This is a genomic window from Ruegeria sp. F12 (assembly GCF_056533885.1).
Genome location: NZ_JBQFOV010000003.1, coordinates 33,630 through 53,148, shown reverse-complemented (window position 1 = coordinate 53,148; position 19,519 = coordinate 33,630). Strand labels below are relative to the sequence as shown.

Here is a 19,519-nt window from a genome sequence, read left to right as displayed (position 1 = left end):
CGCAAGTTGGGCGCAATGCTGCCATATCAGTCGGGCATCGGGACATCGTTGTGTAGTCCGAAACGGCAATGTGACAGATCGGTAACTACAGGCTGAAATCTGGCGTGTTTGGATTAGCGGTCGTTTCGGCTTGAGATATCAAGGGTAAGGACCCGAAAACTAGGAGTTGACCGGCCTCGCATGGCGGGGTTGGGATGTGCATAAAACGAGTAGGGCAATTTGCCTGTGGAGGTTAGATGTTATTGTCTGTTGTCGTCCCTTGCATGAACGAAGAGGACTCTCTTCCTATGTTGGTGGACCGTCTGATCGCTGCGACCAGGGCCTGGGCCTCGGAGGTTGAGATCGTGCTGGTTGATGACGGCTCAACGGACAAGACCTGGGACGGCATTTGCGCACAGGCGGATCGACATTCATGTGTGCGCGGCTTGAAGTTGTCGACCAATCGCGGACATCAGGTAGCACTGACCGCAGGTCTGATGGCAGCCAAAGGCGAGCGGATTTTCATGCTGGACGCGGACTTGCAGGATCCGCCGGAATTGCTGTCGGATATGATGGCGATGATGGATCGTGGGTATGATGTGGTCTATGGTCGGCGTAGTGAGCGCAAGGGCGAAAGCTGGTTCAAGAAGATGACCGCGCACGGGTTTTACCGCTTACTGAATCGCCTGTCCGATGTTCCGATCCCGAATGATACGGGCGATTTCCGGCTGGTCAGTCGCCGCGCGCTGGATGCGGTTTTGAACATGCCCGAGCGATCTCGGTTCATTCGCGGCATGTTTGCCTGGGTCGGGTTTCGCCAGATTGGCATTGAATACATCCGCGACCCCCGCGTGGCCGGTGAGACTAAATATCCGATGTCCAAAATGATTAGGCTGGCCTTTGACGCTCTGTCCAGCTTTTCGATTAAGCCCCTGCAAATCGCCACGCGCCTTGCCTTTCTGACCCTGATCATTGCGGCCTTGATGGCCGTTTATGTGTTCTGGTCCCTAATCCTTTATAACACTGTGGCTGGTTGGGCCTCGACCGTTCTGGTGATCAGCTTCTTCTCGGGCATTCAACTGCTGACGCTCGGCATCATCGGCGAGTATCTTGGTCGCCTTTATGTCGAGGCCAAGGGCCGCCCGTTGTATTTTGTCGATGAACATGTCGGGCAATCCACGGATGTCTCGGTTAGGGACGTATCAAAGCAGGCATGACCGATACACGTCGCATATTCCGCTTTGCGGTCGTTGGTACAGGCGTGGCTGTCTACTATTTCCTGACCTATCTGGGGCTGTTGCGGCTTGTCGGCTCACCTTGGATTGCCAATGCGCTGGCTTTTGGAACCGCGATCTTGATCCAGTATATAGGTCAGTCTGTCTGGACCTTCGGCAAGCCCGTCATGGCGCCGGCTCAGTTTGGTCGGTTCTTGTGCATGATCGGCATCGGACTTGTCGTTTCATCAACCATTACAGGTGTTTTGGGGCCTCGGTTTGGACTGTCTCAACCGGTCACCGCCGGACTAGTAGTCATCGTCCTGCCTGTCATAAATTTTGTGATCCTACGGCTTTGGGTCTACCGCGAAGAAAAGTCACTTTGAAAGAGCAGCTATGTCTCACATCTATTCGAACGAGTTCTTTGATTATATCGACCGCGGAGCCCGCGAATCCGCTGTCCGGCTGATCCGTTGTCTTCAGACATGGGTCAAGCCAGACAGTGTTGTCGATTTCGGCTGTGGCCGAGGTGTCTGGCTGTCGGAATGGTCCGCGGCGGGATGCCCGGATATCGCCGGTGTAGACGGAGACTATGTTGATCGTGAGCGTCTGGCCATTTCACCGGATGCTTTTTTTGGAAAGGACCTAACTCAGCCCGTCGATCTTGGGCGGCGTTTTGGTCTGGCCCAATCTTTAGAAGTCGGTGAGCATCTGCCGCATGAGGCCTCGTCCAGTCTTGTGCAAAGCCTGACAGCCCATAGCGACCTTGTGTTGTTCTCGGCGGCGGTCCCGGGGCAGGGCGGAGAGTTCCATATCAACGAGCAACCTTTATCGTTCTGGCAAGGGCTGTTCGAAACGCAGGGGTACACGGCCTACGATTGCCTGCGCCCAAAACTGTTTTCCGACGGGGCAATCGAGCCCTGGTACCGCTACAACAGTGTGCTTTACGCCAATGCGGCTGCAGCAGCGTCCTTACCGCCAGAGGTTTTGGCAACAAAGGTTGCACCCGGAGCGCTGCGTGAGGTTGGAACCTTCGGTTGGAACTTGCGAAAGATGATTGTCCGGCGACTGCCATTGCGTACGGTCACCGCAATCGCGCAAGCCCGCGCTTCCATTGTCGCACGGTCTCATCGGAGCAATTGATGACCGCGCGTTCGGATATAACGCTGGTTTTCTGGCTGACGCTGCTTTGCCTCGGAACTCTGATGGCGACCTATGGGCCATTTCTGAGCGATCCATTCGTCCGTCATGACGACTTTCCCGCCTTACTGGGCCATTTCGACATGGCTTATGGCAAGGCGCTGGATGAGGGGCGCTGGCTAAATTTCTGGTGGCAGTTTCGACCGTTCCTCTGGCCTGCACCGGTCAATTTTGCATTGTACGTTCTGGGTTGGTCGATCTTTTCTGCATGCACCGCGATCATAGTCCTGGGGCGCTCCATGCCTGCGTGGTTCCTGTGCGTCATGGCATTGTTCGTCGCGTTGTCGCGGCCGGCTTTTCTGATATCGTTCTGGTTCAACACTTTGCTACCCGGTATCTGGGTACTAGCGCTGTTTTCACTGGCCGTAGTTTTTCTGTCCCATCGGGCGTCAGTTCTGTTGCTGATCGTGGCGGTGCCATTGTCGTTTATGGCTTACACCACGTACCCGTTCATGATGTTGAGCCTTGTTTTGCTGTCCCGAAAGGCGCCGCAAACCTATGTCAGTGCGGGCGTAACACTGGTGGTTTTTTTTGCGAGCCTTGCATTGGCCTTCGGTGTGGTCTACTCGTTGAATTTCCTGCATCACGGAGTGTTCGACATTCCGGTGGCCGAATGGCGCGACCCGACCGAGGTCAAGTCGATAAGCGATCTGGCATTGAACTATCAAAAGCTTAAACTGCACCTGTACGAAAACTTGCATCGCGTCGGCAGCGGGTCTTTGTCCAACGGGGTGTTTTTGGTATCGCTCTTCGCGGTCTCGTGGCTTTACCTGTTTCGGCGTCAGCGTTATGTGGCAACGATTGTACTGGTCGCGGTTCTCGCCGGTTGTGGCCCTTTGTTCGCCAAAACGCTGACATCAGGTCTTAAGGTTCCGTTTCGGGCACTTGGTTGGAACTGGATTTTGTTCGGTTACACCCTGACAATGTCGGTGTTTATTCTTACGAGCACATCCACCCGGTTGGCCAGCGTCGCGCGCATTGTGATCATGTGTGTTCTGTTGATCGTAACAATCCTATTCGGACGCATCACCTACGGCACCTTTCCTCTTTGGCAAAAAACAACGCGGGCTTTGGCGGATGAGATCCCAGACGGGATGAACCGTGTGCAGCTTTATGGTAGCTACTACGGATTGGAAGGCGCGCGCGAGGCGTTCATTCAGTTTGATCGCGGATTGCGTCTGCGGTTGGAATATCTGACTGGGGCAGAGGTTGTATCGTGCGACACGACACCAGACGAATGTACGGATGCCACCCCGCCATTTGATCCGCTGGGCTGGACGCATACATCTTTAGTCGAAACGGATGGCGCCGTGGCATTTGTCCTGCTGCCGAGCCCGCCGGTCGGGCCATAGTCTGACGGCGGTTATGGCAGGTTCGAGATTGCGTTGCGCTGAATCTCCGTCTCTGTCCGGTCGACGGTAAAAACACATTTGTAACCGCAGGGCGAAGGATTTATGACCCTGACGCAAGGTGCCAGTTTATGCGGCCGTCGGCCATGGCGCGCCCCCTTTAGGTATCGGATCCAAATGATTGACCTGACTGACCACACCCCATTGCGCAAAAGCCGGAATTACCTGATCTTTCAGCACCCCGATCGGCAGGATGCCTTGTTGAAAGTCCGCGCGGATGTTCCTGTACGTGATCATTGGATTCCGCGCTATGCGGAATGGCGCTATGGCAACCTGCGCCAATGGAACCGCGAAGCCAACGAATATTTGGCCGCGCTGCATCGCGGTTGCCCCGAGATTGAACGTCTGGCCCATTTCATGGGGTATGCACCGACCTCATTGGGGCCAGCGCTTGTTGTCGAGAAAATGACGGGACCAGATGGAGATCTGGCACCGACAGTCTACAAGGAATGGATGTCGCTCAAAGAGGATCCCGCTGGACGCAAACGCCTTGGGGAAGAGTTCATGGAGTTGCTAGACGACCTGGAACGGGGGCGGATCATCGTCGGCGACATGAGCCACGAAAACATAGTGCGGGCCGAAGAACGCGGCGGCAAATTGGTGGTGATTGATGGTTTGGGCGAACGTGTCTTGTTTCCGCTGGCCTTGTTCAGCGACTGGGCATTTCGCAAGTCCATGCAGCGTCGTCGGGAACGGATGGGCAGCATGTTTGGAATTCGCTCTTAGGGCTGCATATCTGCTAGGATCCCCGGATGCATGAGGAAAACAGGATCACGATCGGATTTCTGCTGTTTGACGGCTTTCCGATGGCCTGCCTTACCTCCGTCATCGAACCGCTTCGGGCGGCCAATGAAATCGCCGGGAAGCAAGCCTTTGGATGGGTGCTTGTGTCCGAGCGTGGGCAAAAGGTTCAATCCAGTGCGGGTGTGGGGTTTGAAGCCGCGCTAGCCCTGACAGGGTGCAAGGATATCGACATCCTGTTTCTGCTCAGCAGTCCGACATCCGGGTTTGCCGATCCGCGCACTGGAAACGGCGCGTTACGTGGATTTGGTCGGCACGGCACTGTCCTCGGCGGCATTAGCGGAGGCGTATTCCCCCTTGTTCGCTCGGGCGCGATGGTGGATCAGCCGGTCTCGGTTCATTGGTGTTATGAAGCGGCGTTCGAGGCTGAGTTTCCCGACATAGACGCGCGCAGTGAAGTGATTGTGCGCACCGATACGCGCTGGACCGCCGCGGGCGCGGCCGCTGGATTTGAACTGGCGTTGCACTTGATTTCAGACCGTCTTGGCAGCGAGATCGCGCATGAGGTCGCCTGCTGGTTTCAGCACCCGATGATGCGCGGCGCAGGGGTGCGTCAAAAAGTTCCCGACACAACTGCACCTGGTTCAGGTGATCAACTGCCCCCGTTGGTTGCGCGTAGCGTTGAGCTATTTGCCGGCCATCTGAGCGAACCGATCTCGATTGCAGAAGTTGCCGGGCAGATGAGGGTCACGCCCCGCCAGATCGAGCGAGCTTTCAAACAGGCGACAGGTCAAAGCCCAAGCCACTACTATCGGTCTATGCGCATGAAAGCCGCGCGCCAGATGGTTATGTATACGAAAGACCCGATTGCACAGATTGCCGCTGCAGTCGGGTACAGCTCGGTCACGCCGTTGGTATCGCATTACAAAGCGGCCTTTGGGCTAAGCCCGGCAGAGGACCGTCGCCGGATCAACCGGTTCCGGGTCGAGGACAACGCGCCGTTGCCTTCGATCTGATTGTCTTAATGGGCCGAACGCATGGCCGCCAGAACCGCATGGTGCAGCGATCCGGCCGATGATCTGGGACCATAAAGGCTGACATGGTCGGCGCTGCGGCACAGGATGAAACACCCGATGTGATGAACTGCGCCCCGCGCGACGTGACCGGACTGAAACTGACGTAGGTCCAGTTGGCATAGCAATTCCAGAACCGCGTTGATCCCGTCGCCCTGCAAGTCGAACCGCGCCCAGGCATCCGTCTGCTCAGTGACAGAAGCGACGGTTCCGACGGCGGTCTTGACGTAGGCGGCAAGGTCTTCGTGGGTGGAGAAGGGGGCTTCGATCATCCATTGGTCCGGGCCGGACCAGAAGGCGGTCACAGGGTCTCCGGCGAAACGATGCGCGGTTGGCGCTGCGGTTCCGATAAGCCGCGCCACCTCATCCTGCGTTGCAGCCTCGTGCCCCAACCGGGCAGTGACTGAGGCCAACGCCACATCTGGGACTTCAGAACATGTGACCGGACCGACCGTATCCACGCGTGGCGTGGTGCCGCCGAGGGCGGTTAATGCAACAAGATCATGCACGCAGGCGTTCTCCTTCGGGGTCAACGAAATGAGCCGAGACAATTTCGACTTCGACATTCAATTCGGTCAGGGGTGACACAAGGCGCATCTTCTCGCCCATCCGCGCGTCGCCGCGTTTCAGCAGGCCCAGCCCGATATGACTGTTCAGATTGGGCGAATAGGCCGCCGAGGTCACATAGCCCTGATCATGTGCTGCATCGACCGGTCCATCCGCATTCATCAAATGGCCGCCAGCGGTGATCTTGTCCTGCGGATTCACAGGCTTTAGCCCGACCAGTTTCAGCACATCCGGTGCGGTCAACGCTTCACGCTCGGACAGAACAGAACCAATGCTGTCTTTCTTCTTTGACACCATCTTGCCCAGACCAAGGTTCAGCGCCGTGGTGGTGCCGTTCAACTCATTGCCGACCGGGTGGCCCTTTTCGATGCGCATCACGCTCAGCGCTTCGGTACCATAGGGGGTGACGTCGAACTCTTTGCCTTCGGTCATCAACCGCCGCATTAGTGCGTCGCCATAGCGCGACGGGACGGCGATCTCGAACGCCAATTCGCCCGAGAACGAGATACGGAACAGCCGCGCCCTCAGCCCGCCGCAGACGGTGATCTTGCCGCAGGCCATGAAGGGAAACGCCTCGTTCGAAATATCAAATTCCGGGTCCACGATCTTTTGCAAAAGCTTGCGGGAATTTGGCCCTGCCACCGCGTATTGAGCCCAGCCATCGGTGGTCGAGATAAGCTGCACATCCATATCCGGGAACAGGCATTGGCGCACAAATTCCATGTGGCGATAGACACTTACAGCATTTGCGGTTGTGGTGGTGACGACGAAATGATCCTCGGCCAGCCGTGCGGCGGTGCCGTCATCCATGACCATGCCATCTTCGCGCAGCATCAGCCCATAGCGGGTTTTGCCGACCGCCAGCTTGGCAAAGCCGTTGGCGTAGACGCGGTTGAGGAACTCGGCCGCATCCGTGCCCTGCACGTCGATCTTGCCCAGCGTGGTGCAATCGCATACCCCGACCGAGGCGCGGGTTTGGCGCACCTCACGGTCGACGGACTCGCGCCAATGCGTCTCACCGGGCAGGGGGAACCACTGCGCGCGCAGCCAGTTCCCAGCCTCGACAAACACCGCCCCGCGTTCCTTGGCCCATTGGTGCGAGGGCGTCAGGCGGGTCGGGTGGAACTCTTTGCCCGTCATTCGGCCTGCAAAGGCGCCGATAGGAACGGGAGTGTAGGGCGGGCGGAAAATGGTGGTGCCGGTCTCGGGGATCGACTTGCCCGCGACCTCGGCCATAATCGCAAGGCCCGTGATGTTCGAGGTCTTGCCCTGATCGGTGGCCATGCCCAGCGTGGTATAGCGTTTCAGATGCTCGACCGAGCGGAAGCCTTCCTGATAGCTGAGCTTCACATCTTTGACCGTCACGTCGTTCTGCTGATCGACCCAGGCGCGTTTGCAACCCTGTACATACCAGAACGGCTTTTGCGCAATCGGCGCGTCTTCGGCCTCGGGCAGATCAGGCAGGGTGGTCAGATCCAGCGCGGCGGCGGCCGTTTTGGCGCCCGAGTGCAATGCGCCATGGGTCGAGAGGATGCCATTGGCCGCGCCCGCGACGGACATGCCGACGGGCAGGTTTTCTCCCGGAACGAAAGCTGCAAGGGCATCATTCCAAACAGGCCGTCCACGTTGATGGCAGGTCAGGTGGACATTCGGGTTCCAGCCGCCCGACACGCCCAGCGCGCCACAATCCAGTGTCCGGGTCGAACCATCGGGCAAGGCGACCTCGACAAAGCTCAGGCCCAGACGGCCTTTGGTGTTCACCACCTGCGCGCCTTTCAGCACCTCATAGTCATAGCTGAGGGGGGCATCTTCGCGCACATCGACCACGGCGGCGATCTTGACGCCTTTGGCGTGAAGATCCGAGGCCGTGCGGTGGCCGTCATCATTGTTGGTAAAGATAGCAACCCGCGGCGAAGCTGTCACCGCAAATCGGTTGGCATAAGTCCGCAGCGCGCTGGCGGTCATGATGCCGGGGCGGTCATTGTTTTCAAATGCAATGGGACGCTCGGTTGCTCCGGCACACAGCAGGGCCTTTTGGGTATAGATGCGCCACAGGATCTGGCGCGGTTTGCCAGCAGGCAGCGAGGGCAGATGATCACCCGTCCGCTCGACCGCCCCATAGATTCCATGGTCAAACGCTCCGATCACCGTGGTGCGCGGCATCAGCCGGACGTTCGGCATGGCGGACAGCTCGGCCACGGTTTGTGCCGCCCAGTCAGGGGCGCTGTGGTCGCCGACCGAGAAGGTCTCGCTGTTCAGGCGTCCGCCCAGCGTGAAATCCTCATCCGCCAGTATGACATCTGCGCCTGCGCGCCCGGCGGTCAACGCTGCCATTAGGCCCGCAGACCCGGCACCGATGATCAGCAGGTCGCAGTGACGGAACCCTTTATCGTATTCATCTGGGTCGGCCTGCATCGACAGCGACCCGAGGCCAGCAGCGCGGCGGATGATCGGCTCGTACAGCTTCTCCCAAAACGCGGCGGGCCACATGAAGGTTTTGTAGTAAAACCCCGCCGACAGGAAGTTGGAAAACAGGTCATTCACCGCCAGCGCATCGAACCGCAGGCTGGGCCAACGGTTTTGCGAGTTTGCGATCAACCCGTCGAACATCTCGATCGTCGTGGCGCGGGTGTTGGGTTCCTTGCGGGCACCTGCGCGCAGTTCCACCATGCCGTTGGGTTCCTCGGATCCCGCCGTCAGCAGCCCGCGTGGGCGGTGGTATTTGAACGACCGCCCGATCAGTCGCACATTATTGGCCAGCAGCGCAGAAGCCAGAGTATCGCCGGGATGCGCCGTATAGCTGCGCCCGTCGAAGTAGAAGTTCAGGGTCGTATCGCGGTCGATCTGCCCGCCGGTCAGCCGGTTCACTTGTGTCATTTCGAACGCCCCCGCGCGCGGGCCACGTCGCGGGCCAGTTCAACCTTGGAAATCTCATGCGTCAGTGTGTTGCGGGTGACGACCAGCCAAGACCGGTCCCCGGCTTCGTGATACCACAGCTCGCGGTGTTCACCGGCGGGATTGTCGCGCAGATAGGCATAGTCATAGAACGCATCGGCGGCATTCTCGGCCATCCCGTCGGGCCGGTCGATCAGGGATGCATCGCCCAGATAGGTGAACTCTGAGGCATCGCGAGGCCCAAGCAGAGGGTGATTAATGATCATATCCGTGGTCCCCTCTAGTGCAGGTTGGGCTGGTTGCCCGCGCCTTTTTCGTCGATCATCCGGCCAGTGCGGAACCGGTCCAGACGATAGGCGGTGGCAACGGGGTGTGGTTCGTCTTTTGCCAGCAGATGCGCAAAGCAATAGCCCGAGGCAGGCGTGGCCTTGAATCCGCCATAGCACCAGCCGCCATTGAAATAGAGCCCCTGAATGGGGGTACGGTCGATGATGGGTGAGCCATCCATCGACATGTCCATCACGCCGCCCCACATCCGCAGCAAACGCGCCCGGCCGATCATGGGCATCAGGGCCATGCCGCCCTCGCACACATCCTCGACCACGGGCAAGTTGCCGCGTTGCGCATAGGTGTTGTAGCCGTCGATATCGCCGCCAAAGACCAGCCCGCCCTTGTCGGATTGGCTGACATAGAAATGGCCCGCACCAAAGGTGATGACGCTGGGCAGAACGGGCTTCAACCCCTCGGACACAAACGCCTGCAACACATGGCTTTCAATGGGCAGCCGCATCCCGGCCATGCCCATCACGCGGCTCGAGTTTCCAGCGACCGCACAGCCCACTTTGCTGGCTCCGATAAAGCCTTTTGAGGTTTCGACGCCCAAGCAGGTGCCATTTTCAATCCGCAGGCCCGTGACCTCGCAATTCTGGATTATGTCGACCCCGTGCAAATCCGCCGACCGCGCATAACCCCAAGCCACCGCGTCATGGCGGGCCGTGCCCGCGCGGCGCTGGACGAGACCGCCTTTGATGGGAAACCGGGCGTCGTCGAAATTCAAATAGGGATGTTCGGCCCGTACCTGGTCGGCGTCCAGCAGTTCCGCATCAGCACCGTTCAGGATCATCGCATTGCCGCGCCGCGTATAGGCGTCGCGCTGGCCGTCCGTGTGGAACAGGTTGATGATACCGCGCTGGCTCATCATGGCGTTATAGTTGACGTCTTGCTCCAGCCCCTCCCACAGTTTCAGCGAGAATTCGTAGAAGGGCTCATTCCCGTCCAGCATGTAGTTCGAGCGCACGATCGTCGTGTTGCGCCCCACATTGCCTCCCCCGATCCAGCCTTTCTCGACCACTGCCACATTGCGCTGGCCGTAGACCTTGGACAGGTAGTGCGCCGTTGCCAGACCGTGACCGCCGCCGCCAATGATGATGACGTCGTAATGAGGTTTTGGGTCAGGCTCGCGCCAGACCGGTTTCCAGCCCTTATGGCCGGTCAGTGCCTCTTTGATGACTCGAAAGCCGGAATATCGCATGAATCGGACCTTTTTTTCCAGAATTAACTATTTTGGTGCGGTTGGGTATCCTCAGATGCGACATCGATCTGTCTGAATCAGACCCAAGTATCTGAATGATGAACCGATGGTGGGGGGTAACACTCAGGTTGCCTAAGGTTGTTTGCGGCCTCGCCAAACTCTCCGACCTACTTCGACAGCAATCATAACATAAGTGCAGATAGCGCAGCTGTTAATGATGCGCTAAACCTGTGGAAACACAGGGAGAGCAGGCATGAAACTGAAGGCACCGAATTTCACAGCACCGGTAGATGCGGTCGTCCGTCAGAGCCTGCCTCCGGTCATCTGCTACCCGCCGGATAGTTTGCCGCAACCCGACATCGCCGGGCTGAATGCTCTTCGACAGGGGGCGAAGAAAACGGCCGAGGCGACGGCGGCCCCGCGCGATGCAGTTTGTGTCGAGGTGCCCGCAGGGGCCTTTCTGCGCGTGCTTTCGGTGGATGGCCCACAGGTGGGCGATCTGAACATGTGGAACAAACATGACCTGACCGAGCGGTTTTATTCGGGTAAAACCCGCGCTTTGCACGGTACGCATTTGTCCACCGGCGACCGTATGTGGTCTAGCTTTCCCAACATGCGCCCGATGGCGACCATCGTCGGAGACACGCTGGACTGGTATGGGTTCGATGCCTACGGAGGATCGGTCCATGACGTGATCGGGACGCGCTGTGATCCTTATACGGGACGGTTGCTGTCGGGGGACGACTATCACTATTGCTGCCATTCGAACCTGACCCGCGCCTTGGCCGATCATTGCGACCTGCCGCTGCACGAGGCCGAGATGCATGTGCATGATGTGCTGAATGTCTTCATGTGTACCGGCTTTACCCGCGACACAGGGCAGTATTTCATGAAGGCCAGCCCGGTGCGCCCCGGCGACTATCTGGAATTCTACGCCGAGATTGACCTGATCGTGGGTCTATCGGCCTGTCCCGGCGGCGATTGTTCATCCGAGCATTCGTCAGACGTGGCCGCCTGCTATCCGCTGGTGATGGAGGTCTATGATCCCGGCGAGGATGTCCGCGCGGCCCATGTTCAGCCCGCGCGGTCCGCCTATGATCGGACGCGCGGCACGGGCTAGGCGGTCAGGCGGCGGCCCAGACGGTCCAGCATCCGGCAACACAGGTCCAGCTGTTCGATCTCGACATATTCGTCGGCCTTGTGCGCTTGGGTGATTGAGCCCGGCCCACAGACGATGGCGTGAACGCCAAGCTGCTGGAACAGACCGGCCTCGGTGGCGAAGGCTACAGTGCCTGTGCCGTTGGCGCCGGTCAGTTCGGCCACCAATTTGCGGGCAACGTTGTCCTCCATCGGCTCCAACCCCTGAACTTCGGCGACGACGTCCTGCGTGATGCTGGCTTCGGGGTGAACGGCCTGCATTTCGGGTAGTAGCGTGTGGTTAATGTAGTCGCTGAGCGTCTGGTTAACGAGATCGGCGTCGCTGGCCTGAACCGGGCGCATTTCCCAGCCTATCTCGGCCTTGCTGGCGATCACATTATGCGCGACGCCGCTATTGAAGAACCCGACATTGATCGTGGTCCATGGGGGTTCAAACGCGCTGCCCGCCGGTGCGCGCGATTTCAAAATATGGCGCAGTTCAAGCAACTTGCCCACATAACGCGCGGCGTATTCGGCGGCGTTTACACCGTCATCCGGGGACGAGCTGTGACCTTCCAGCCCGGTAAAACGCGTGGTGTATTCAAAGCAACCCTTATGGCCTTCGATCACCCGCATTTCGGTCGGTTCGCCGATGATGGCAATGTCGGGCACGATGCCGCGTTGGGACAGGTCATTGACCAGATTCTGCGCGCCCAGACAGCCGGTTTCCTCGTCGTAGGTAAAGGCGAAATGCAGCGGTTGGGTCAGTTTTTCGACGTCCAAAGCTTCGGCAAAGGCGAGCGATGCCGCGATGAACCCCTTCATATCGCAGGTACCCCGCCCATACAGTCGCCCATCTCGTTCAATCATCTCGAACGGGTCTGAGGTCCAGTCCTGATCGGCCACGGGCACGACATCTGTATGGCCGGACAGCAGGATACCTCCGGGTATGTCAGGCCCGAGTGTTGCAAAGACGTTGGCCTTCTTGCCCGTCGCATCGCGCGTTTCGATACAGCGTGCTCCCAGGGCTTCAAGCCGGTCGGTCAGATAGCGGATAATCTCAAGATTGCTGTCGGCCGAGACCGTCTCAAACGCGATCAGATCGGCTAGAATGTCTTTGGTTCTTTGAAGGGTCATGGTTTCACGAACAGCTTTCTTGGACGGTTGCAGAGACATTCGGCGGGTCCGGTTTCGGTGATGAGGATGGTCTCGGTGATCTCAAGCCCCCAGTCGTCCATCCAAAGGCCGGGCATAAAGTGGAACGTCATACCGGGTTCCAGCACGGTTTCGTCTTCCGCGCGCAACGATATGGTGCGTTCCCCCCAATCGGGCGGATAGCTGAGGCCCACCGGATAGCCGCAGCGCGCACCGCGCTCGATTCCGGCGCGTTCCAGCGGAGCGGCCAGCGCAAGGGCGATGTCGCGGGCCTTATTGCCCGCACGGGCGGCATTCAAACCTGCCTCAAGTCCCTCCACCAGCGCGGCTTCGGCCCGTTGCAGGTGGTCTGGGGGCTGGCCCAGAAAGACTGACCGGCAGAAAGGTGCGTGATAGCGGCGATAGCAGCCCGAGAGTTCGAAGAAGGTGCACTCCCCGGTTTTGAATGGCGCGCCGTCCCATGTCAGATGCGGGGCGGCGGCATCAGGCCCCGAAGGCAGCAGGGGCACTATGGCGGCATAATCGCCCCAATCCTCACCCACGCCCGAGATCGCATCGTGGTAAATCTGCGCCACCAGTTCGTTCTTGCGCAAGCCGGGTTCGATCCGTTCTATCACCCCTTCAATCACATGTTCCGAAATCCGCGCAGCTTTGCGCATCTGGGCGATCTCTTCACCGGATTTCACGGAACGCTGCCAGTTCACCAAAGCGTTGCTATCGACCAACGTGGCCTGAGGCAATTCTGCGGCCAAAGTCAGATGCGCCTTGGCCGAGTAATAGTAATTGTCCAACTCAACCCCGATGCGGGCGCGTTCAAGGCCGCATTCCAAGATCAGGCGGGAAAGGTCTTGCATCGGGTGCCGCTCGGTCGATTGAACATAGTTATCTGCATAGCCGTGAATGCAGTCATCGCTCATCCAGACCGTGCGCCGCGCGCCGTTGGCGTCCTGATTGCGGCCCCACCAGATTGGATCAGTATCGTGTAGGACGACGACGCCCTGATGCACGTAAAAGGACCAGCCCTCATACCCGGTCAGCCACGTAATGTTTGACGGGTCCTGTATGAACAGCGCGTCCAATCCGGCGTCAGCCATGGCCGTACGTGTCTTGGCAAGCCTGCGATCGTATTCGGCGCGGGTGAAGGCCGGATTGGCATGGGGCATGAGGCGCTCCTGTCGCGATGGAGTTTCCGTTGACAGAACGGGACGAATGCAGTCACGTCAATGGGCAACTCAGGAAAGACACCCCAGTGAAGATCACCCTCAATCCCCATCGCGGCGGGCAGAAACTCGCCGGCTCTGCTCCGTACCCTTCTATAAATGCTGCTCGTGTAGCGGATCTTCTGGCGCGGTGTCCGGCGGCGGGGGAAACCGCTTTGGTCGATGCCAAGGGGCTGGCCGATGTGGCGAATCTGTGGATCAAGGACGAGCGCGGACGCATGAATCTTGGGTCGTTCAAGGCCCTTGGCGCGGCCTATGTGATTGCACGACATGCTGCGGATGTGTCGGATTTGCCAGCCGAAACAACGCTTAGCGGGCGGACCTATGTCACCGCCAGCGCCGGAAACCATGGGATGAGCGTCGCCGCTGGTGCGCGGATATTCGGCGCGGACGCGGTCGTCTATATCGCCGAGACCGTGCCCGAAAGCTTTGCTGACCGCCTGAGGGCGCAAAACGCTACGGTTGTGCGACAGGGCGTGGACTATGCCGCCAGCATGCAAGCTGCCAGTCAGGCCGCGCAGGACAACGGCTGGACCTTGCTGTCTGACAGCTCGTGGGAGGGGTATTTTGAACTGCCCCACACTCTGATGGAGGGCTATCTTCAAATGGCGGCCGAGGCCGTGCGTCAATGCCCCGAGGTGCCGACGCATATCATGCTGCAGGCCGGTGTTGGCGGTTTGGCCGGAGCGGTCGCCGCCTATGCCCGGCATGTCTGGGGCGATGCGCCCCGGATCATCGTCGTCGAACCCGACGCCGCGCCCGCCCTGCAAGCCAGTATCGAGGCCGGAGCCTGCGTCTTTGCCGATGGCCCGGACAGCATCATGGGGCGATTGGATTGCAAAGAGCCTTCGCTGATTGCTTTGAACGGATTGGCGCGGGACGCCGATGTGTTCCTGACTTTGACGGACGATGAGGTCGCGCAACATCTGCCCGCGATGTCGGAGGCTGGTGTGGCCACAACGGCATCTGGCGGGGCAGGTGTGGCCGCCGTCATGAACCCGGACGTCCGCGCCGAACTGGGTATCGGTCCCGACGCACGGGTCTTGTGTTTCCTGTCCGAGGTCGCGGAATGAGGGGGTTTGACACCGCCGAGTTTCAAGCGCGGCTGATGCGCGCGCAAGACAGGATGGCCGAAGCGGGCCTGTCTGCCTTGCTGCTGACCACCGAGCCCGAGATTCGTTACTTCACTGGCTACCTGACCAGGTTTTGGGAAAGCCCGACACGGCCTTGGTTTTTGATCGTCCCGGCCAGTGGGAAACCCATCGCGGTCATCCCCTCGATCGGTGCTGCTTTGATGGGCCAAACCTTGGTCGAAGATATCCGTACATGGAGCGCGCCGGACCTGTCGGATGACGGGGTTAGCCTGTTGGCCGAGACTTTGGTTGAGGTCACTCCGGCTGACGCGACAATCGGCGTGCCGGATGGGCATGAAACTCATGTCCGGATGCCTATGGCAGACTTGCTGCGGCTTCAGACGCTATTGGGGTCGCGGAGAGTCTCGGGCGATGCGGGGATACTGCGCACCCTGCGCATGGTCAAATCTGACGCCGAGATATCCAAGATCGAAACTGCCTGTACTATAGCCGGTCGCGCATTTCAGCGCGTGCCCGAAATTGCCGGGCGTGGGGTCTCGATTGATCAGGTCTTTCGCCAGTTTCAGATGCTGTGCCTTGAGGAAGGCGCGGACTGGGTACCTTACCTTGCGGGCGGGGCCGAGCAGGGTGGGTATACCGACGTCATTTCACCCGCCCCGGAAAGCGCAATGAGTGATGGCGATGTTCTCATGCTGGATACCGGTTTGGTCTGGGATGGGTATTTCTGCGACTACGACCGTAACTGGTCGGTCGGCGCGCCCGCGGACGCGGTGCGCACAGCCTATGCTGCGCTGATCGAAGCCTCGGACAGCGCATTTCATATCGCGCGCCCGGGGGCCACTGCGTCGGACCTGTTTCATGCTATGAATGACGTTCTGTCCCGCCACAACGCCGATACTGGGGCCGGGCGGTTGGGGCACGGGCTGGGGATGTCGCTGACCGAATGGCCATCATTGATCCCGTCCGACCACACGGTGCTTGAACCCGGCATGGTTCTGACGCTTGAACCGGGCATTGCGGTTGGCGGCAAAATCCTTGTGCATGAGGAAGACATCGTCATCAATGACGGTGCGCCGCGCTTCCTCAGTCCACGCGTTGGGCCGGAGTTGCCTGTGATATGAGTTACTTACCTTACGAACTGGAACCAGACGATCCACAGGTCACACCGATGGGTCTGATCGTTCTGCAAACGGATGAAACGATCGAACCCGAGTTCAACGCTTATTTCTCGGACCGTCGCGCGCCGATTTACGTGTCCAGAATTCCCAGCGGTCACGAGGTGACAACCGACACCCTGTCGCAAATGGAGGCCGCATTGCCCGCAGCGGCGGATCTGTTGCCGAAGGCGAGGCCCTACAAAGTGGTTGGCTATGGGTGCACCTCGGCCAGTTCCGTGATTGGCTCAGCTGCCGTTGAGCGAATGGTGCAGAAAACCTGTGCTACAGCGAGGGTTACGAATCCACTGCGCGCAGCGTCTGCTTGCGCTGCGGACAGGGGGGTGGCCAAGTTTGCGCTGTTGTCCCCGTATATCGAAGAAGTGAACGAACCGTTACGCACAGCCTTTGCGGAAAACGGGATTGAGATGGGTGTTTTCGGCTCGTTCGGAGAAGCCGAGGAAAGCAAGGTCGTCCGAATCTCACGCGAGTCCGTGGTCGAGGCCGCCGTGCGGTTGGGAGCTGATTCGGCGGTTGAGGCTGTGTTCCTAAGCTGCACGAATCTAAGAACTTTCGATGCGATACCTGAGATCGAAAATCGGCTGGGAAAACCTGTTCTGTCCAGCAATCAAAGCCTTGCGTGGCATATGCGGCACCTGAATTCAGCCTGAATTTCAGGCGGCTGGCGGCGTCATTGACATACTGCTGACATATTTTGGTTGCGCGACCTGTCCTGCTTGTCCTTAAATGGTTCGCGAAAGGTCTTTGAGATCCGGATAAACCGGGCAGGCAAGGACAGACAGGGGAGCCAAGTTGGTAATGTCAAATGACGCAGCGTTCGTCGAGTTTCAGCGTGTCCAGAAATCTTATGACGGCGAGATCCTTGTCGTAAAGGATCTGAACCTTTCACTTCCAAAAGGTGAGTTTCTGACGATGCTTGGCCCGTCGGGCTCGGGCAAGACCACGTGTCTGATGATGCTCGCCGGGTTCGAGACGGCCACACATGGCGAAATCATGTTGGACGGGCGTCCTATCAACAATATCCCGCCGCATAAGCGGGGCATTGGGATGGTGTTCCAGAACTACGCACTGTTTCCGCACATGACTGTGGCCGAGAACTTGTCCTTCCCGCTGGAAGTTCGCAAGATCGGCAAGTCTGAGCGCGAAGAGAAAGTCAAACGGGCGCTGGATATGGTGCAGATGGGGGCCTTTGGCAGCCGCCGCCCTGCGCAATTGTCCGGTGGTCAGCAGCAGCGGATCGCCTTGGCGCGCGCGCTGGTGTTCGAGCCCGAGTTGGTTTTGATGGATGAACCGCTGGGCGCGCTGGACAAGCAGCTGCGCGAGCATATGCAATTCGAAATCACGCGTCTGGCGCATGAGCTGGGTATTACCACGGTTTACGTGACCCACGACCAGACCGAAGCGTTGACAATGTCAGATCGTGTCGCCGTGTTTGATGACGGGCGCATTCAGCAGCTTGCCCCACCTGATCTTCTGTATGAAGAACCCGAAAACAGTTTTGTGGCGCAATTCATTGGTGAAAACAACACATTGGAGGGCGTTGTTAAGTCGATTGACGGCGACTCTTGCGTCGTGACGCTGGATGACGGATCAGAGATTGACGCCAAGCCGGTGAATGTCAGCGCTGCGGGCGAGCGGACCAAGGTCTCGATCCGACCCGAGCGGGTGGAATTCAATAAGGACCGTTTGCACGCGGATGCGCATACGTTGAAGGCCACTGTGAAGGAATTCATCTATATGGGTGACGTGTTCCGATTCCGCCTGTCAGTTGCGGGGAATGATGACTTTATCATCAAAACCCGGAACGCACCGGATGCGGTTCGCCTGTCACCCGGCCAGGAAGTCGAGATTGGCTGGCTGGCTCATGACTGCCGGGCGTTGGACGCCTAAGGCATGAAGACCCCGCACCATCGGGGAAAAGAACAGCCGGATTGCCCCGTGATCCGGTTCTGAAATGCAAAATCAACGGGAATAACAGGGAGTTAATCATGAAAGTTAAAACCACTCTGATGGCAAGTGCGATTGCTGCCGTTGCTGGTGGCGCGATGGCCGAAGAGATGACCATCGTGTCCTGGGGCGGCGCCTATTCCAAATCGCAGCTCAAGGCGTATCACGAGCCCTATTCGGAAAAAACGGGCGTCACCATCCTGAACGATGACAGCTCCGCCGAAGCAGTTGCCAAGCTGCGCGCCATGAATGAAGCGGGCAACATTACCTGGGATGTGGTCGACGTTGTGGCTGCGGACGCGATCCGTCTGTGCGACGAAGGTCTGGCGATGGAGATCGACCCCGACGTGCATCTGGCCGCGGCGCCCGACGGGACTTCGGCGGCGGATGACTTCGGTGATCTGCTGGTCAGTGACTGCTTTATCCCGCAGATCGTGTATTCGACCACATTTGGCTATCGCACCGATCTGGTGGGCGACACACCGCCGACCGATGTATGCGCCGTGTTCGATCTGGAAGCTTATCCAGGCAAGCGTTCGTTGGAAAAGCGTCCGATCAACAACATGGAATGGGCATTGATCTGTGACGGCGTTGCCAAAGACGATGTCTATGATGTTCTGGCGACGGCTGAAGGCCAAGATCAGGCACTGGCCAAGCTGGACACGATCAAAGACAGCGTCGTCTGGTGGTCTGCCGGTGCTGACACACCGCAGCTTCTGGCCGATGGTGAGGTCATCATGGGTTCGACCTATAACGGTCGTCTGTTCAGCGTGATCGAAGAGCAGAAACAGCCCGTCGCCATGCTTTGGGACGCGCAGGTGTTCGATCTGGACGGCTGGATCATTCCGGCAGGTCTGAGTGAAGAACGCACGCAGCGTGCGCTGGACTACATCATGTTTGCGACCGACACGCAGCGTCTGGCGGATCAGGCCAAGTACATCTCGTATGGTCCGGCCCGTGCCTCGTCGGCTCCGCTGGTTGGTCAGCATGCCGACCTGGGTATCGACATGGCGCCGCATATGCCGACTGACCCGGAAAACGCCAAGAACACGTTCCTGTATAACTACGAGTTCTGGGCAGACTACCGCGACGACATCGACGCGAAATTCCAGGCATGGTTGGCTCAATAAGCCTGTTTTAAGTCATCGGTCGGGGCCGCAATTGGCCCCGACCCACCAAAAA

Annotated in this window: 18 protein-coding genes; 12 read left to right on the top strand and 6 right to left on the bottom strand. The window is 58.8% G+C overall.

Annotated elements, in window-relative coordinates; all coding sequences use genetic code 11:
* The first annotated feature begins 236 nt into the window (after positions 1-236).
* From ACR0CA_RS05000 to ACR0CA_RS04975, 6 genes are all read left to right on the top strand, one after another.
* Positions 237-1,196 (top strand): glycosyltransferase family 2 protein, encoded by a 960-nt coding sequence (locus ACR0CA_RS05000; RefSeq protein WP_480897614.1) that lies wholly within the window; start codon positions 237-239, stop codon positions 1,194-1,196.
* Positions 1,193-1,579, top strand: coding sequence for a GtrA family protein (locus ACR0CA_RS04995; RefSeq protein ID WP_170769552.1), 387 nt, complete (start codon positions 1,193-1,195; stop codon positions 1,577-1,579). The genes ACR0CA_RS05000 and ACR0CA_RS04995 overlap by 4 nt, the downstream gene beginning before the upstream one ends.
* A 10-nt stretch (positions 1,580-1,589) precedes the next feature.
* Positions 1,590-2,336, top strand: a complete 747-nt coding sequence (locus ACR0CA_RS04990) for a methyltransferase domain-containing protein (RefSeq protein ID WP_480502930.1) — start codon at positions 1,590-1,592, stop codon at positions 2,334-2,336.
* On the top strand, positions 2,336-3,745 hold the full coding sequence (locus tag ACR0CA_RS04985) for a hypothetical protein (RefSeq protein ID WP_480897613.1): 1,410 nt from the start codon (positions 2,336-2,338) through the stop codon (positions 3,743-3,745). Before ACR0CA_RS04990 ends, ACR0CA_RS04985 begins: the two co-directional genes overlap by 1 nt.
* Positions 3,746-3,919: 174 nt before the next feature.
* Positions 3,920-4,528, top strand: a complete 609-nt coding sequence (locus ACR0CA_RS04980) for a YrbL family protein (RefSeq protein WP_170788580.1) — start codon at positions 3,920-3,922, stop codon at positions 4,526-4,528.
* 26 nt (positions 4,529-4,554) lie between these two features.
* Positions 4,555-5,559, top strand: coding sequence for a GlxA family transcriptional regulator (locus tag ACR0CA_RS04975; RefSeq protein WP_480897612.1), 1,005 nt, complete (start codon positions 4,555-4,557; stop codon positions 5,557-5,559).
* Between the two features lie 5 nt (positions 5,560-5,564).
* Here the strand turns inward: ACR0CA_RS04975 and ACR0CA_RS04970 are convergent, their stop codons facing one another.
* The 4 genes from ACR0CA_RS04970 to ACR0CA_RS04955 are packed head-to-tail and all read right to left on the bottom strand — an operon-like array spanning position 5,565 to position 10,609.
* Positions 5,565-6,125, bottom strand: coding sequence for a sarcosine oxidase subunit gamma (locus ACR0CA_RS04970; protein WP_480897611.1), 561 nt, complete (start codon positions 6,123-6,125; stop codon positions 5,565-5,567).
* Complete coding sequence (locus ACR0CA_RS04965; RefSeq protein WP_480897610.1) at positions 6,118-9,060, bottom strand: sarcosine oxidase subunit alpha family protein; 2,943 nt, start codon at positions 9,058-9,060, stop codon at positions 6,118-6,120. The genes ACR0CA_RS04970 and ACR0CA_RS04965 overlap by 8 nt, the downstream gene beginning before the upstream one ends.
* Entirely contained in the window at positions 9,057-9,344 is a 288-nt protein-coding gene (locus ACR0CA_RS04960; RefSeq protein ID WP_480549901.1) for a sarcosine oxidase subunit delta, read from the bottom strand. Before ACR0CA_RS04960 ends, ACR0CA_RS04965 begins: the two co-directional genes overlap by 4 nt.
* Before the next feature lie 14 nt (positions 9,345-9,358).
* Positions 9,359-10,609, bottom strand: a complete 1,251-nt coding sequence (locus ACR0CA_RS04955; RefSeq protein WP_480897609.1) for a sarcosine oxidase subunit beta family protein — start codon at positions 10,607-10,609, stop codon at positions 9,359-9,361.
* Between the two features lie 253 nt (positions 10,610-10,862).
* Between ACR0CA_RS04955 and ACR0CA_RS04950 the strand changes: the two genes are divergently transcribed.
* Positions 10,863-11,729 carry an urea carboxylase-associated family protein gene (locus tag ACR0CA_RS04950; protein ID WP_480897608.1) on the top strand — a complete coding sequence of 289 codons (867 nt, stop codon included), beginning with the start codon at positions 10,863-10,865 and terminating at the stop codon, positions 11,727-11,729.
* Here the strand turns inward: ACR0CA_RS04950 and argE are convergent.
* Together argE and ACR0CA_RS04940 are read right to left on the bottom strand one after the other, a co-directional pair.
* The gene (gene argE / locus ACR0CA_RS04945) at positions 11,726-12,883 is read right to left on the bottom strand and encodes an acetylornithine deacetylase (RefSeq protein ID WP_480897607.1); all 1,158 of its coding nucleotides are present in this window, start codon (positions 12,881-12,883) and stop codon (positions 11,726-11,728) included. The two genes, ACR0CA_RS04950 and argE, sit on opposite strands and share 4 nt — an antisense overlap.
* Positions 12,880-14,064: a M24 family metallopeptidase gene (locus ACR0CA_RS04940; protein WP_480897606.1), complete on the bottom strand. Its 1,185-nt coding sequence runs from the start codon at positions 14,062-14,064 to the stop codon at positions 12,880-12,882. The genes argE and ACR0CA_RS04940 overlap by 4 nt, the downstream gene beginning before the upstream one ends.
* 86 nt (positions 14,065-14,150) lie before the next feature.
* Here ACR0CA_RS04940 and ACR0CA_RS04935 point away from each other — a divergent pair, with 86 nt between their 5' ends.
* The 5 genes from ACR0CA_RS04935 to ACR0CA_RS04915 all read left to right on the top strand — a co-directional run bounded on the left by ACR0CA_RS04935 (position 14,151) and on the right by ACR0CA_RS04915 (position 19,467).
* Positions 14,151-15,194: a pyridoxal-phosphate dependent enzyme gene (locus ACR0CA_RS04935; RefSeq protein WP_480897605.1), complete on the top strand. Its 1,044-nt coding sequence runs from the start codon at positions 14,151-14,153 to the stop codon at positions 15,192-15,194.
* On the top strand, positions 15,191-16,336 hold the full coding sequence (locus ACR0CA_RS04930; RefSeq protein ID WP_480897604.1) for a M24 family metallopeptidase: 1,146 nt from the start codon (positions 15,191-15,193) through the stop codon (positions 16,334-16,336). The genes ACR0CA_RS04935 and ACR0CA_RS04930 overlap by 4 nt, the downstream gene beginning before the upstream one ends.
* Positions 16,333-17,040, top strand: coding sequence for a maleate cis-trans isomerase family protein (locus ACR0CA_RS04925; protein WP_480897603.1), 708 nt, complete (start codon positions 16,333-16,335; stop codon positions 17,038-17,040). Before ACR0CA_RS04930 ends, ACR0CA_RS04925 begins: the two co-directional genes overlap by 4 nt.
* Positions 17,041-17,188: 148 nt before the next feature.
* Positions 17,189-18,280: an ABC transporter ATP-binding protein gene (locus ACR0CA_RS04920; protein ID WP_170784616.1), complete on the top strand. Its 1,092-nt coding sequence runs from the start codon at positions 17,189-17,191 to the stop codon at positions 18,278-18,280.
* Between the two features lie 98 nt (positions 18,281-18,378).
* Positions 18,379-19,467 carry an extracellular solute-binding protein gene (locus ACR0CA_RS04915; protein ID WP_170769567.1) on the top strand — a complete coding sequence of 363 codons (1,089 nt, stop codon included), beginning with the start codon at positions 18,379-18,381 and terminating at the stop codon, positions 19,465-19,467.
* Positions 19,468-19,519: the final 52 nt, after the last annotated feature.